Source organism: Hydrotalea sp. GW822-HT8A01, assembly GCF_058798575.1.
The window spans coordinates 1,843,513-1,858,440 of record NZ_CM179506.1 but is presented as its reverse complement, the minus strand read 5'-3'; the positions used below and the strand labels follow the sequence as shown (position 1 = coordinate 1,858,440).

12 protein-coding genes are annotated in these 14,928 nt (G+C 36.3%); 1 reads left to right on the top strand and 11 read right to left on the bottom strand.

Annotation, left to right across the window (positions count from 1 at the left end):
- Position 1: 1 nt before the first annotated feature.
- Positions 2-3,208 carry a SusC/RagA family TonB-linked outer membrane protein gene (locus AC3QLY_RS08065; protein ID WP_218330879.1) on the bottom strand — a complete coding sequence of 1,069 codons (3,207 nt, stop codon included), beginning with the start codon at positions 3,206-3,208 and terminating at the stop codon, positions 2-4.
- A gap of 246 nt (positions 3,209-3,454) precedes the next feature.
- On the opposite strand from AC3QLY_RS08065, the gene AC3QLY_RS08060 reads away from it, so the two are divergent.
- On the top strand, positions 3,455-4,345 hold the full coding sequence (locus AC3QLY_RS08060; protein ID WP_218330880.1) for a helix-turn-helix domain-containing protein: 891 nt from the start codon (positions 3,455-3,457) through the stop codon (positions 4,343-4,345).
- Between the two features lie 10 nt (positions 4,346-4,355).
- Here the strand turns inward: AC3QLY_RS08060 and AC3QLY_RS08055 are convergent, their stop codons facing one another.
- From AC3QLY_RS08055 to AC3QLY_RS08010, 10 genes are all read right to left on the bottom strand, one after another.
- On the bottom strand, positions 4,356-4,895 hold the full coding sequence (locus AC3QLY_RS08055; RefSeq protein ID WP_218330881.1) for a YceI family protein: 540 nt from the start codon (positions 4,893-4,895) through the stop codon (positions 4,356-4,358).
- Between the two features lie 42 nt (positions 4,896-4,937).
- The gene (locus AC3QLY_RS08050; protein WP_074420719.1) at positions 4,938-6,080 is read right to left on the bottom strand and encodes an NAD(P)/FAD-dependent oxidoreductase; all 1,143 of its coding nucleotides are present in this window, start codon (positions 6,078-6,080) and stop codon (positions 4,938-4,940) included.
- Positions 6,064-6,768: a methyltransferase domain-containing protein gene (locus AC3QLY_RS08045; RefSeq protein ID WP_074419412.1), complete on the bottom strand. Its 705-nt coding sequence runs from the start codon at positions 6,766-6,768 to the stop codon at positions 6,064-6,066. Before AC3QLY_RS08045 ends, AC3QLY_RS08050 begins: the two co-directional genes overlap by 17 nt.
- A complete protein-coding gene (locus AC3QLY_RS08040) occupies positions 6,765-7,856 on the bottom strand; it encodes a type III polyketide synthase (protein ID WP_218330882.1) in 1,092 nt (363 codons plus the stop codon). The genes AC3QLY_RS08045 and AC3QLY_RS08040 overlap by 4 nt, the downstream gene beginning before the upstream one ends.
- Positions 7,849-8,658 (bottom strand): UbiA family prenyltransferase, encoded by an 810-nt coding sequence (locus tag AC3QLY_RS08035; RefSeq protein ID WP_074419414.1) that lies wholly within the window; start codon positions 8,656-8,658, stop codon positions 7,849-7,851. The genes AC3QLY_RS08040 and AC3QLY_RS08035 overlap by 8 nt, the downstream gene beginning before the upstream one ends.
- Positions 8,659-8,793: 135 nt before the next feature.
- On the bottom strand, positions 8,794-10,197 hold the full coding sequence (locus tag AC3QLY_RS08030; protein ID WP_218330883.1) for an MBL fold metallo-hydrolase RNA specificity domain-containing protein: 1,404 nt from the start codon (positions 10,195-10,197) through the stop codon (positions 8,794-8,796).
- 142 nt (positions 10,198-10,339) lie between these two features.
- Positions 10,340-10,816, bottom strand: coding sequence for a DUF4442 domain-containing protein (locus AC3QLY_RS08025; RefSeq protein ID WP_074419416.1), 477 nt, complete (start codon positions 10,814-10,816; stop codon positions 10,340-10,342).
- Positions 10,817-10,895: 79 nt separating this feature from the next.
- A complete protein-coding gene (locus tag AC3QLY_RS08020; protein ID WP_074419417.1) occupies positions 10,896-11,633 on the bottom strand; it encodes an MlaE family ABC transporter permease in 738 nt (245 codons plus the stop codon).
- A gap of 48 nt (positions 11,634-11,681) precedes the next feature.
- Positions 11,682-14,021 carry an NADP-dependent malic enzyme gene (locus AC3QLY_RS08015; protein WP_074420720.1) on the bottom strand — a complete coding sequence of 780 codons (2,340 nt, stop codon included), beginning with the start codon at positions 14,019-14,021 and terminating at the stop codon, positions 11,682-11,684.
- A 168-nt stretch (positions 14,022-14,189) separates the two neighbouring features.
- The gene (locus AC3QLY_RS08010) at positions 14,190-14,876 is read right to left on the bottom strand and encodes a response regulator transcription factor (protein ID WP_074420721.1); all 687 of its coding nucleotides are present in this window, start codon (positions 14,874-14,876) and stop codon (positions 14,190-14,192) included.
- Positions 14,877-14,928: the final 52 nt, after the last annotated feature.

Sequence of the window (14,928 nt, the reverse complement as noted above, 5' to 3'; positions counted from 1 at the left end):
ATTAAAATTCAGCATTCAATCCAAAGGTGATTGTACGCGGTGTAGGATACCTGCCATAATCAATATTTTGCAAAACTGGGTTTTGATTTAAAGAACCTATTTCCGGGTCAAGGCCACTGTATTTAGTAAATACATATAAATTTTGTCCGCTTATATAAGCTTTTAATCTGGCCATTTTTACTTTTGCTGCCCATGCCTGAGGCAGATTGTATCCTATTCGAACATTCTGTATTCTTAAATAAGAAGCATCTTCCAGAAATCTGTCAGACATAACGAGGTTATTATTTCCGAAACCAGACCTTGGAGCAGGTATGTTGGAATTAGGATTAGAAGGAGTCCAGAAATTAGCAACATTGGCTCTTTGGTTCATGTATAAACTGTACATTCCCATTGTTTGAAATGAAACAGCATTTAAAATTTTACCACCTTGTGAACCCACTAAGAAAAAGGAAAAATCAAAATCTTTATAAGTAAAACTATTGGTAATGCTGTATGTAAAATCGGGATTGGGATTACCTAAAGCATATTGTTTATTAGGCCCGCCTTTACCATCATTACCATCATATAAAATATCACCTAAATAAATGGCATTTGTTTGCGATCTGTTGCTACTAATTAATTCGGGCTGGCCAATTACATTTTGCGGATGCTGGGCCAAAAAAGCTAATTGATCTTGTGTTTTAATGATACCTAATGTTTTATAACCATAAAACTCTCCGATGGGTCCGCCAACCTGTGTATAAGTAGCAGGTATTTGAGGCCCAAAACCGGTAGAAACATTGCCGATAATAGCAGGAAATCCGTTCAATGATATAACCTTATTGTTATAATGTGAAAACACTACATTGGTTGTCCAGGTAAAATTTTTTTTAATGATATTACGGCTGGTAATACTAAATTCAAAACCGGTATTTTGAATTTCGCCGGCATTTACCCAAGGTGGTTGTACCACAGCAGCATTGGAATATTCAGCCGTTCCCCCGCCCAAAAAAGCAGGTAAAGGCTGTTGGAATAAAAAGTTTTTTGATGTTTTTTTGTATATATCAAAAGATGCATCTATTCTGTTATGAAGCATACTGAAATCTATACCTGCATTACTTTGAATAGCAGTTTCCCATGTTAAATTGGGATTACTAAAGTTGGCAAAACTAAACCCTGTTCCTATTCCTGTAACAACAGGTGTAATAGCTGAACCATATTTATATCCTCCATTTGTATTAGAATTACCGGTAGTACCATAACCTACCCGCAACTTAAGATTACTGAATAAAGAATTAATTTTTGCCATGAAAGGCTCCTGAGAAATTCTCCATGACGCTGCAACGCCGGGAAAATACCCAACCTGATGGCCGGGAGCAAAGTTGGATGACTGGTCTCTACGATCAGTTGCAGTAATACTGTATTTATTATCAAAAGTATAAATAACACGTACTAACCAGGACTCCATAGATGTGCTACCCTTAGGTTCATCTAACGTGTTGGAGGTTTGCGTACCCAGGTTTAAAGTTTGAATGGCATTGCCTGCAGTAAAACCCTTGGTACTGGCTACAATACCATCATATGCAGATGCCCATACTTCATGACCTACTAAAGCCTGAACAGCATGCTTGCCTGCAAAAGTGTGGTTATAATTTAAATGTTCTAACCAACTCCAATAGTGATCAAAATTATTATTTTCTAACAAAACGGCCTGTGTATTGACGAAAGCAGGTGCGGAACCTGGTGCACCATAAGAATAAGTTGGGCGGAAAATTTTTGCCTGTCCCCAATTAAAATTACCATTCACTTCTGAATGTAAAGTAAAGTCTTTTGAAAATTTAATATCGCCATACAACATACCCTGAATATTACTTCTAATTAAATAATTGGTAATACTCATTGCTTGTTGAACAGGGTTAGGGCCACCCTGTATGGTGCCATTAACTACAGCCGGCCCTGAATATGATCCATCTGCGTTATACACTGCTACATCAGGAGCCTGCAATAATGCATTATAAATAATACCATATGAATTGCCTAAACCTATATTAGCCTTATTTTGATTGGCAGTAATACTTGTTCCCACTTTAAACCAATCTTTTACCTGAGAGTTAATGTTGGTATGAAAGGCAAACCGGTTAAAATCTGAACCAATTACAGTGCCTTTTTGTTCAAAATAACCACCGGAAATATAATAGTCTGTTTTTCCATTTGCACCAGACATGGAAAGTGTATGGCTCATTTGTGCGGTTCTCTTAAAAACAGCATCCTGCCAGTTAGTACCGGGCCCTAATTTACTCGGATCTGCAAAATCTATTCGGCGAGTTAAGCCATACAGATCTGCTAATGTATTTTCAAATTTTGCATATTGTGGCAGGTTCATCATTTTTAAATACTTACCCTGTTCCTGATTGCCATAGTAAGCATCATAATTAATCCGGGCTTCTCCATTCTTACCTTTTTTAGTAGTAATAATTATAACACCATTGGCGCCACGACTACCATAAATTGCTGTGGCAGAGGCATCCTTCAAAATATCAATTGATGCAATATCATTTGGATTAATACTCGCTAATACACTTGGTTTTTGCTCTTGCTCACTTGGAGATAATCCACCCAGGGTTTTATCATTTGATGAAGCCTGTGAAGGTGCATTGCCGTCAATGGCGACTCCGTCAACTACATACAGTGGTTCAGTACCGGTAAATGAGGTGATGCCTCTTACACGTACAGAAACAGCAGCTCCGGGTTGGCCGGAGTTTTGTGTAACGGTAACACCAGCTGCCCGCCCTTGTAACATTTGATCAACAGAAGGTTGTGGAATATCTGCAATATCTTTAGCACTAACAGTTGAAATAGCTCCGTTTACATCCTGCTTTTTTTGTGTGCCATAACCAATTACTACTACATCATTCAAATCGCCTGAAGAGGGTTTTAGAACTATCTTAATCACATTTTTTCCATTTATGTTTATTTCCTGCGTTCTCAATCCTACATAAGTAATCACTAAAACATGCTTATCATTTGGAACATTAATGGAGAAAATACCATTTTCATTAGTAGTGGTTCTAATTTTTGTATTTTTTACCACAATGGTAGCACCATCCAAACTGGCACCATTTTCATCTGTAACTGTTCCGGTAATTTTTCTGCTTTGAGCAAAAGCAGCAAATGAGAAGAGTACTAATAACCACGCCAAAAAAAAGCGTTGTAGCCTTAATTTTTTCATATAGCAATTTGTTTCACCAAAAATAAATATCAACCGATTGCATTTTAAATACTTTTTTATCAAATTATATTGTTATTTTAGCATTTATTAAAAGAACCACTGTGTAAAAATAACACTACATAAAGGTTTGATAAAAATCAAAAAAATATAGATAGTAATACTTTTTTATCAAATTAACAGTAATTTTAGAACGCATGCAGCATTTCAAATTTTAATTTGTCTTAGCCAACCTTAAAATAAACTTTTATGTATACCCCCCCTGAACTTTTAAAAGAAGTAATTCCGTTAACACAAAACGATTGTTTTACGATCTTTTCAAGAGTGAAAAAAGGATTTGATTTTCCTTTACATTATCATGAAGAGTTTGAATTAAACTTTATTGTTAATGCCCCAAAAGCCAAACGTGTTATTGGTGATCATATTGGAGAAGTAGGTGAAATTGAACTGGTATTAGTAGGCTCTAATTTACAACACGGCTGGTTTACAAACCAGTGCACCAGTAATGAAATAACAGAAATTACCATTCAGTTTCATCCGGATTTGTTTGATGAAAAATTTTTACGCCGTAATCAGTTGAACTTTATTAAAAATATGCTGGACCATTCTTCCAGAGGCATTTTATTTTCAGCAGAAACAACAGCATTGTTAAAACCCAGATTACTGGAATTACCCGAAAAAAAAGGTTTCGATTCTGTTTTGGAATTACTCGCCATTTTGCATGAACTTTCTACTTCCAAAAATATGCAAATATTATCTGATACATCTTTTGCCAATACAAATCATTTTTCTTTTAACAGCAGAAGAATAGAAAAAGTAATGGAATATATGCTTCAACATTTTGAACAACCCATTACCCTTACCGAAGTAGCTAAAATTGCAGCCATGACTGAAGTTTCTTTCAGCCGTTTTTTTAAAACCAGAACCGGACAAACATTTGTTGATACATTAAATGAAATTAGAATTGGTCATGCGGCCAGATTATTGATTGAAACCACCCATAGTATTAATGAAATTGCCGATAAATGTGGGTTTAATAATATGAGCAATTTTAATCGTACATTTAAAAAACGAAAAAATTGTACACCAAAAAATTTTAGAGAAACCTATACCGATTTTGGCACCCGAACATTTATCTAATAACCTCAATTTATTGAACAGCTAATACATTTAATTGCACCAACACTGTATTGGCCAACACCCAACTGGATAATCCAACCCCGTAATCTAACCGATTGATGAAAAATGCACCTTTCAAACGATAACCATTTGACGTACGAACAACTGTAAAAGGGAATTTGATAAATTGACTAACTGCTTTAATGGTTAATTTTCCGGTTACCCAACATGTTCCATCACTTTTATTTTGATATACAGATTCGGAGATGAATTGAATGTCAGGAAAAGTAGCAACATTAAAATAATCATTGGAACGTAAATGATGATCTCTTGCACTAATACCCGTATTTACAGAAGAAGCACTTACACTTACATGAAAATAATCTTTTGAACAATCCTGTTCATTAATGATAATATCCCCTTGCAACCCATTTAAACTTCCAGTTGTATTTATACCAAAATTTTTAATGGTAAATAAAACTTGCGAAGTAGCATCATCCGGGTGTAGGGTTTGTGCAAATAACTGTGTCATCCTCAACAGGCAAAATAATCCTAAAAAAATACTTTTCATACAATCGTATTTGTTCAACCAGTTACATTAACAATGTGTACACTAAAAAGGTTGACCATGGGTTGAACTAATTACCTGTTTAGCCAAAAAAGGAAAACGCTGTAACAAATTTAAAGAAACAGAAGTTAACCATTCGGCACCCATCAATGCCTGTACTTTTCTGCTAACCCATAATCGTTGCTGAAATTGGAGATGCCAGTTTTTAGCATATTGGTGTTCCATCTCCGTTCTATTGACGGTGCCCTGCAAAAAACCGTCAATCGCCTGAAAGGCTAACTTTCCGGCATGCATTGCCATACTCATACCATTGCCACAAAGTGGAGTTATTAATCCGGCAGCATCACCAACCATTAATACATGATTTTGAATTTGTGTTTTAGGCGCAAAAGATACCTGCGTAATTACTTGTGGTGCATTATACAAAAAATCAGCTCCAGAAAATATTTTTTTTAACGCAGGATTTTTAAAAAGTATTTTTTTTTCCATCACTTCAATTCGGCTTTCATTGTTACGCAAATTATCCAGCGTTGTTAAATAACACAAACAACATTTCTGCTCTTCAATCATGGAAATACCACAGTAACCATTTTTAAAATTGTGTAATGCAATTTGGTTAGAAGGATGAGGATAGCGAATATGGTATTTAACACCAATAAAATTATTTGAAGAAGGACTTTTTTGTTTAAATGATGGTATTCGTTTCCATAGTACATCAAAATTGCTCCTTTTACCAAAACTTCCTACTACAACTTTTGCAGAAATATTTGTATTGATTGCCGCTACCTCAAAATAATTATTCAAATAGTTTACATCTAAAACTTTTTTTTGGCTATATACCTGAACTTTTTTTTGCACAGCTAACTTATATAAAGCACTATCTAATTGATACCTGCTAACACCAAATCCACCTAAATCTAATGCAAACGGATATGCCTTACCTTTCACATCTGTTATTATTAATTGCTGAATAGCAGGTAAATTCCATTCTTCCAATGGTATACCCAGATGGTTTAAAAAAGGCTTACTTTCATTACTAATATATTCACCACAAACCTTATGAAATGGGTAATTTTCCTTTTCAAAAAGTGCCACACGATATCCTGCATTGGCACATTGAATGGCCAGTGTTAATCCACCCAAACCACCACCAATAATGGCTACATCAAAATCAATTGCTGATTTCATGGCGTACAATAATTAAATAACGAAATGCCCATTTCCATGTAACAGAATAGTAATGGATGGCTGCAACCTGTAATAAAGTTTCCCATTCTTTTTTTATAAATCCACGTGCAACACTCAGTGGTGCATCATGCTTTACCAGGTAGGATTTTGAAAATAGTTTTGTAAGTAAAAGAATGGAGTAGTAGGCTACATAATTTCTGTGCAAGTCATTGATAAAAAAACCTAATCGACTATTTTGTTGCATCCATAGTAATTGAAAATTTAATTGCGTTTCGGTAAAATGATGGCAGAATAAACTAGAAAAAATAATATCAGGCTTTTGCTGAAATACAACAGAAGCATAATCGGCCACTATCCATTTGGAATCTACCCAATTACCATTTAGTTTTTTTGCTACTTCAATACAAGAGGCATTTTTATCAATTCCTATTACTGAAAGGAGTATCCGTTGTTGTATACAAAATTCAGCAATCGCCTTTAAATTATCACCACCGCCACAACCTATTTCGCAAACAGTTATTTGGTTTTTGTTTTTGACGAATTGTTTAAATCCATTAACAGTTATCGCATGGCCGCCCAACCAGGTATTAATAACATTCAACTCTTTCATATTCAAATAAATATCTTCAAACGGAATGGCATCCGCATCTAACAATTCAGGTTGGTATGAGCGTTTACGCAAATTCATATCAGTTGGGCAGTAAAAGTTTCCATGGTTAAACCCGGACCAAATGCTATTCCAAAAACAGGTTCCGGTTGCAGAGGTTTGTGTTGCATCATTTCTTTTAATACAAATAATATGGTGGGCGAAGACATATTGCCAAAATTTTCTAAAATAAAACGGGATGAAATCGTTTTTTCACGAGTTAATCCTAATTTCTTTTCAATTACATCAATAATTTTTCTTCCACCGGGATGCAGACACCAATGCTGTATGGCCTGTAGCGTATAACCTGAATTTTTCAAAGCAGCATATACCAGCTCTTCAATATCCGCTTCAATAATGGATGGAATAAACCCACTCAGTGTCATTTCAAAACCATGATTGCCAATCATCCATGCCATATCATTTTTTCCTTTTCGCTCTATTTTAGAATAAAAACTTTCCAATGCAATTATCGGTTTGGGTGTGGTTTTAACCTGTTGGGTTGAAACAAGTACCGCCGCAGCTCCATCGGCAAACAACAAACTACTGGCAGCATTATCTTCCGTAAATTCGGGCTGAAAATGAAGGGTACATAATTCTACGGCAACAATTACAACAACGGCGTCAGGTTCAGACTTACAAATATAATTGGCCATTTTTAATGCATGAATGGCTGCATAACAACCCATAAAATTTACAGAGGTTCGAAATACAGTATCGGGCAGGTTCAACATTTCAGCTAATTGCAAATCAATACCCGGCGCACTCATTCCGGTACAACTTACGGTAATTAAATGTGTAATTTGATGAGGTTCTGCCACTCCATTTAAACAATTGTGAATTGCTTTGAATGCCAATACCGGCGCCATTAATTGATATACATCCATCCGTTTAGAAATAGGTGGATTTACAGATTGTGCAGCAAATAGTTGATGCAGGTGCTCATGCTTTTCAGAAAAATCATTGAGAACGGAGTAGCGCTGACGAATACCACTTTGGCGGTATAAAAAAGACAATATACGTTTCTGTGCATTATCTAATCGATACATATTCTGCATAAACTGCAGAATATCGGTTTGCTGATGGCAAAAATCAGGCACTGTAGTTCCTATTGAAATAATATTAGCCAATGTGTTGTTGTATTAATACAAAAATGAAGGCCATATTGGTAAATGTAGCTGCAATCCAGTTCATTCGCATGGTTTGTTTAAAGTTTGCATTTTGAACATCTTTCCAGACCAATTGCATCCAGTAAAAAAAGTAAACCAATACCGGCAAAAAAAATAGTTGTATCATAATAAACGTATGAATAGAGGAAATGGATGTAAAATAATACAACATACACAAAAAAGCCAGTGCATACATGGCCATACAAAATAAAAAAGTGCCTTTTATACCCAATAAAACAGAGAGTGTTGTTACTCCATCTGCTTTATCGGCCGCATGCTGGTAAACCTGAGTAATTGGATAAAAACCACCAATTAATAATATGGCTGTTAACACCCCCATTATGGGTACAGAAACTGCAGGTTGCATTGTTGCAGCCTGATAAACAGTAAAAAAAACCAATCCGCCCTGATTTAAAATAACCGTTAGGAAACCCGCCACCGGATATTTTTTTAAACGAACGCCTCTGTAACTATACAATCTGGAAAAAATAATATAAACAAGCACACTACAGCCTACCCAAACGTTCATCCACAAGGCCAATACAAAAGCCAAAACATCCATTACTAAAGAAACATAAAACAATTGCTTTGTGGGGGCAAGCGGCCTGGCTATACCACCAATACTTTCAGTATCATTATCCATGTAACTATTATAAGCATTACTGGCAGGGTACATTAAAATATGAATAATAAAAAACAATAAAATGACATGACACCATTGAATATATTCAACAAATAATAAGGAAAACCAGAATACTGGCATTAATAAAAAAGAAAACGGAATGCGCAACAACTGTATTGTGGAACGTTTTAGCACAGGTATACATTAATAATAAAAGAATATTTTATATCAATAATTCAAGTATAAATTTGTTCTCAAATTTGCATAAATAATTTTTTAATCTAACAAATGTTCAGAATGTAATGAAGGTATTACCACTTCTTTAAAACCTTTTCTTACTAATCGGTTCCTGAAATCCTGTTGCACATCATATTCTCCGTGTACCAAAAACAAAATTCTTACCAAATCTTTTTGCTGGCAAGCAATAAACTGGCATAAATCATCATAATCACCATGTGCACTCATACTGTGCATTTCGCCCACTTCTGCCACTACTTTATAAAAATCGCCAAAAATTTTCACTTCTTTATCGCCGGCTAATAAGCGGCCCCCCATGGTGTGGGGTTCACAATAGCCCACCAATAAAATAGTATTTTTATTATCGCCAATATTATTCAAAATATGGTGTTTTACCCTTCCTGCATCGGCCATTCCACTGGCAGAAATAATTACACAAGGTTCTGTTTTAAAATTAAGCGCTTTGCTTTCATCCACCGTTTTAATAAAACTTAATCCCGGAAAATCAAAAGGATCCTCATCTTGTTCCATCACTTTTCTAATCCTGTTATTAAAATACTGCGGGTATGACTTTACTACCTGCGTTGCCTCTCTGCTTAAAGGACTATCAACATAAAATGCAATTTTAGGCAATTTTCTTTCGAGGGATAACTGATTCAAAGCATACAACAATTCCTGCGTTCTGCCTACACTAAAAGCCGGTATAATCAGTTTTCCTTTCTTCTCAATACAGGTGTGTTCAATCCATTGCAATAAAGTATCGGCAATACCATGTACTTCATCATGTAATTTATTACCATAGGTACTTTCTAAAATAATATAATCAGATTGGGAAAATGTTTGCGGTGAGCGAAGAATAGCATCGTTATACCTCCCTACATCGCCACTAAAAGTGAGCTGGCGTGTTATGCCGTTTTCAGTAATACGTAAATGCATGGCCGCACTGCCAATAATATGTCCGGTATCGGTAAACAATAATTCAACGCCTTTTTCTATGGTAGTCCATACACCATATTCCACCAAATTAAAATAATCGAATGCTTTAGAAGCATCATCTAAATCATACAAAGGTGCATAAGGCGGCAATCCTTGTTTGGCTCTTTTTTTATTGATGAATTTAGTATCATCCCGTTGTATTTGAGCCGAATCCTGCAAAAGCACATCACTCAGTTCTTTGGTAGCAGGTGTAGAAAAAATTTTTCCCTGAAAACCTTCTTTCACCAATTTGGGAATTAAACCGGAATGATCGATATGTGCATGAGAAAGAATTAAATAATCAATATCTGCGGCAACAAAACCAAATTGCATATTTAAGGGTTCGGTATCTTTTCCCAACCCTTGAAACATGCCACAATCTAATAACATTTTTTTGCCATTATCTAAAGTCAGTAAATGTTTTGAACCGGTTACCGTTCTTGCTGCTCCGTGAAATGCAATTTTCATTTTTTTAAATTTAATGCATATGTAAAATGGGCCTATCTATTATTTTTCATGCAGCAATCAACGCACCATTCCGTTAGAATGCATCAATGACAACTACATTTAAATATTACTGTAATTTAATACCTGAAAACGAATATGCCAATTATTTTCTCTTAAAACTCCAGGTAAATTCAAAATTAGCAACAACTTCACTTTGTTCGTTTGTACCGATTGAATGACAAAGAAGCGTAACAGATTCACCGGTAGCAATAGTAGTTTGAATAGCAGTTTGAATGGCGTTCCCATCATGACAGCTAAATTGAACGGTACCGGTTGCTTTTTTAAAAAACTGTGCCTGCATTCCAACCACCAACATACTAACTTTAACAGGTTGTTCGTATACTTGTGCAAAAGCCAATATGCCCGTACTTAATTCAGCAGCCATACTTAATACAGCGAAATAGATGGAACGAAAAGGATTTTTTGTAAGATAACGATAAGTAGTGGTTACTACCGCGGATGCCTCAGTGAATTGTTGAACTTGCAACCCGGCCAAAAAAGCCATGGGTAAATTTTTTAATAAGAATAAGCGGTATAAAATCGGGTGGCTAATGTTGCGTTGAAAAGATGTTGCTTTCATAGATATAAATAAAATGAAAGCTACCAAATTATAATAACATGCACCTATAAAAAACGTAAAATTATGGAACAAAACCCGGTTATAACAGTAAGGCTGCTAATGCATAATCGGCAAATAAAATTAAAATACAACTGGTTACAACGGCTCTGGTACTGGCTTTGCCAATTTCAAGTGCACCACCCTGAACAAAATAACCAAAGTAAGCAGGTACACTGCTAATAATAAAGGCAAAGGTGTACGACTTGTATAAAGCAAATTGAATATTGTATAAATTCAGGTTTTGCCTTAACCCAATATCATATATATCGTGCGATAAGATGCCGGTTAAACTGCCCGCTTCTCTTCCACCCCAAATACCCAATACAGCAGAAATTACAATCAATGCAGGTACAACAATTAAAGCAGCAATAATTTTAGGAAACAATAAATAACTTTTGGTATTGATGCCCATGATTTCAATCGCATCAATCTGCTCGCTGATGCGCATATTGCCCAATTCACTGGCAATTTTACTGCCCACTACACCGGCCAAAACAATACAAACTACCGTAGGTGATAATTCCAATATCATACTATCGCGAACAATTTGTGCAATAGTAGCCTGCGGTACCAACGGACTTACCAACTGATAAGCCGTTTGCACGGTAGTTACAGCGCCTAAAAACAAAGAAATAATTACCACAATAGGCAAAGCACCCACGCCAATATCAACACACTGGTTCATGAGTTCTTTCCAATACATTTTCCAATTTTCCGGACGTGTAAACATTCCCTTCAACAGCAATAAAAACGAACCTAAATGTGAAAAAAAAGACATGTTTTAATTTTTAAATGTTTTCGCCAAAACGATTCATCAACGAAAATATTAATTCTTTTTTAAACGCCGCCTTTTCCACCATTTTGATTTTTGTACCTCGGCTTCCGTATCTAATTTACACTTCATTTGTGCATCTACCACCGCAATTAAAGCCATATTTACTATGCTGCGTACACTGCTACCCAATTGCAGTACATGCACAGGTTTTTTCAAACCCAGCAAAATAGGGCCAATTGCATCGGCACCACCCAACTCTTTCAATAAGTTGTAGGCAATATTGCCAGAAGTTAAATTAGGAAAAATCAATACATTTACATCCTGCCCCACCAGATCACTAAAGGGATAATTGTCTTTTAAAATTTCATTATTAAAAGCAAGACTAGCCTGCATTTCGCCATCTATAATTAAAGAAGGGTTACGTTGTTTTACAATTTGAACTGCTTCAGCAACCAAATTAGCTTCCGGGGAATTACTGCTGCCAAAGTTGCTGTAACTTAACATAGCAATACGTGGCACTAAATTAAAGGTACGCACTTCTCTGGCTACCATTAAAGTAATATCGGCCAGTTCTTCGGCAGTGGGGTTAAAGTTAATAGTGGTATCGGCTAAAAAAAGCGGGCCTTTTTTGGTAAGCAGCAAATACATGCCTGCAATTTTTTTCACCCCTTCATCGGTTCCAATAATTTGTAATGCAGGCTTAATGGCATCGGCATAATTTCGGGTTAATCCTGAAATCATGGCATCGGCATCACCGGTTTCAACCATCATACAACCAAAATGATTTCGGTCTTTCATCATTTTAAAACTCTCATAACGGTTAAACCCTTTGCGTTGCCTTTTTTGGAAAAACAGTTGCCCATAAAATTCACGTTTATCGGCATAAGTATCACTGCGGGTATCAATAATGGGTAAGTCAGAAATATCCACACTATTTTCCAGTGCAATTCTTTTTATATCTTCTTCCACTCCTAATAATATAGGATAGGCAATACCTTCATCATAAGCAATGCTGGCAGCTTTTAAAATTTTTAAATTATCTGCTTCTGCAAAAACAATTCGTTTGGGAGCCCTGCGGGCTTTATTACTGATAATTCGCATTAACTGATTATCCAAACCTAATCGTTTATTCAGTTCCAAGGCATATTCATCCCAATTTTGAATGATGCGTTGTGCCACACCACTTTCTATGGCTGCCTTTGCTACAGCAGGTGCTACGGTAGAGAGTAAGCGAGGATCAATGGGTTTCGGAATGATGTATTCAGGCCCATAGGTTAAATTTTTTAAATTATAGGCCAAGTTCACAATGTCTGGTACCGGAGAGCGGGCCAATTCAGCCAAGGCTTTTACAGCTGCTAGTTTCATAGCTTCATTAATTTGTGTAGCCCTCACATCTAATGCACCTCTGAATATATACGGAAAGCCCAGTACGTTATTAACCATATTAGGATAATCACTTCGGCCGGTGGCCATTATAATATCTTTTCTAACAGCTGTAGCATCTTCATAAGTTATTTCCGGATCGGGATTGGCCATTGCAAATACAATGGGGTTTTTGGCCATGCTTTTTATCATATCCTGCGTTACCACATTGCCCACACTCAGGCCTAAAAAAACATCTGCATCTTTCATGGCTTTGGCTAAATCCCAATCAGCTTTATCAACGGCAAACTTCATGCGTACATCTCCTAAATCATTGCGCCCTTTATGCAAAACCCCATCTTTATCAAACATAATAAAATGCTCATATTTGGCACCTAATGCTACATACAACTGTACACAGGCCATAGCTGCTGCGCCGGCACCATTCACTACAAAACGGGCTTTTTCTATTTTCTTTTTCTGAATATCTAATGCATTCAATAAAGCAGCAGCACTAATAATGGCCGTACCATGCTGGTCATCGTGCATAATGGGTATTTTCAGTTGCTGCCGCAATTGTTCTTCAATATAAAAACATTCCGGCGCCTTAATATCTTCCAGATTAATGCCGCCAAAAGTGGGTTCTAAACTTTTTACAATAGCCACAAATTTTTCGGGATCTTTTTCATTGATTTCAATATCAAACACATCAATATCTGCAAAAATTTTAAATAAAACTCCCTTTCCTTCCATCACCGGCTTACTGGCTTCGGGTCCAATATCGCCCAGACCAAGTACAGCTGTACCATTTGTAATTACTGCCACTAAATTGCCTTTAGCAGTATATTTATAAATGTCTTCGGGGTTTTCTTTAATGGCTTTGCAGGGTTCTGCAACACCTGGGCTATAGGCAAGTGAAAGGTCGCGCTGGGTTTTGGCTTCTTTGGTAGGAATTACTTCAATTTTTCCGGGTCGGCCTTTGGCATGGTATTCCAATGCCTCCTCTCTTCTTAATTTTTTCTTATCCATTTAAGCATTTTTTGGGTACCTGCTTTAACAACAGTGGGCATCGCCTGTTGTGTCACTCACTTCAGGGTTCCGAACTATGGGCTGCACGGCAGGCATCTGCTTCTGTTACAAAAGCAGGCTTGCAAAGTACAACTAAAATACAGAAATTAAAATGATTGGTATTCAACCCTAATAACTACTGGTATAATCGGCCATATGCGTTAGTCCATGCTGATGGGCAAACAGGGTTAAATGCTGACGACTGGATAATTTTAACTTATTGGAAACTGCTTCAAAATAACCATGAATTGATTTTTCGCTGAGATTCATAATCTCAGCAACCTGTTTATATTTTAAAGAAGTAGCTGCTAAAATGATAAATGCCATTTCTTTAGGTGTTAGCGTTGGCAATGCATTGTGATAGTTGGCAATCAGTTCTTTTCGTTTTTTAACGGTTTCTAAAATATAGTCGGTATTAAAATCTAATCTGTTGTCTATAAATAATTTCCCTTTTAAAACGGTTTCAATAGCTTCCGGTAAAATATACTCAGAAAGGGCTTTTCCGGCAAAACCATCCATACCGGCAGTAAGTGCGTGTATGGCCATTCCCTCTGTACTGTGCGATGTAAGGCCGATGATGCGGATTTGCGGATACTGATCCTTAATAAAACTGGTGGCCTCAATGCCATCAATCAATGGCATTTCAATATCCATTAAAATAACATCGGGCAAAGGTTTTTTAGAGATAATATCTTGCAGCAAAGCCATACCATTACGGGCAAAATACAATAGCTCCATCCCCGGTTCCCGTAATACCCAGGTAGTTATTTTATCTAAAAAAGTAAGATTATCTTCCGCAATCACAATGGCAGTCATACTCAGCAGTAATTTAGAATATTACATCATTTCATACTGCAAGGTATGTTTT

Bases quoted from the DNA above. Each gene is read 5' to 3' on its own strand.
- AC3QLY_RS08065 (WP_218330879.1), bottom strand. From the start codon at position 3,208: ATGAAAAAATTAAGGCTACAACGCTTTTTTTTGGCGTGGTTATTAGTA.
- AC3QLY_RS08060 (WP_218330880.1), top strand. From the start codon at position 3,455: ATGTATACCCCCCCTGAACTTTTAAAAGAAGTAATTCCGTTAACACAA.
- AC3QLY_RS08055 (WP_218330881.1), bottom strand. From the start codon at position 4,895: ATGAAAAGTATTTTTTTAGGATTATTTTGCCTGTTGAGGATGACACAG.
- AC3QLY_RS08050 (WP_074420719.1), bottom strand. From the start codon at position 6,080: ATGAAATCAGCAATTGATTTTGATGTAGCCATTATTGGTGGTGGTTTG.
- AC3QLY_RS08045 (WP_074419412.1), bottom strand. From the start codon at position 6,768: ATGAATTTGCGTAAACGCTCATACCAACCTGAATTGTTAGATGCGGAT.
- AC3QLY_RS08035 (WP_074419414.1), bottom strand. From the start codon at position 8,658: ATGCCAGTATTCTGGTTTTCCTTATTATTTGTTGAATATATTCAATGG.
- AC3QLY_RS08030 (WP_218330883.1), bottom strand. From the start codon at position 10,197: ATGAAAATTGCATTTCACGGAGCAGCAAGAACGGTAACCGGTTCAAAA.
- AC3QLY_RS08025 (WP_074419416.1), bottom strand. From the start codon at position 10,816: ATGAAAGCAACATCTTTTCAACGCAACATTAGCCACCCGATTTTATAC.
- AC3QLY_RS08020 (WP_074419417.1), bottom strand. From the start codon at position 11,633: ATGTCTTTTTTTTCACATTTAGGTTCGTTTTTATTGCTGTTGAAGGGA.
- AC3QLY_RS08015 (WP_074420720.1), bottom strand. From the start codon at position 14,021: ATGGATAAGAAAAAATTAAGAAGAGAGGAGGCATTGGAATACCATGCC.
- AC3QLY_RS08010 (WP_074420721.1), bottom strand. From the start codon at position 14,876: ATGACTGCCATTGTGATTGCGGAAGATAATCTTACTTTTTTAGATAAA.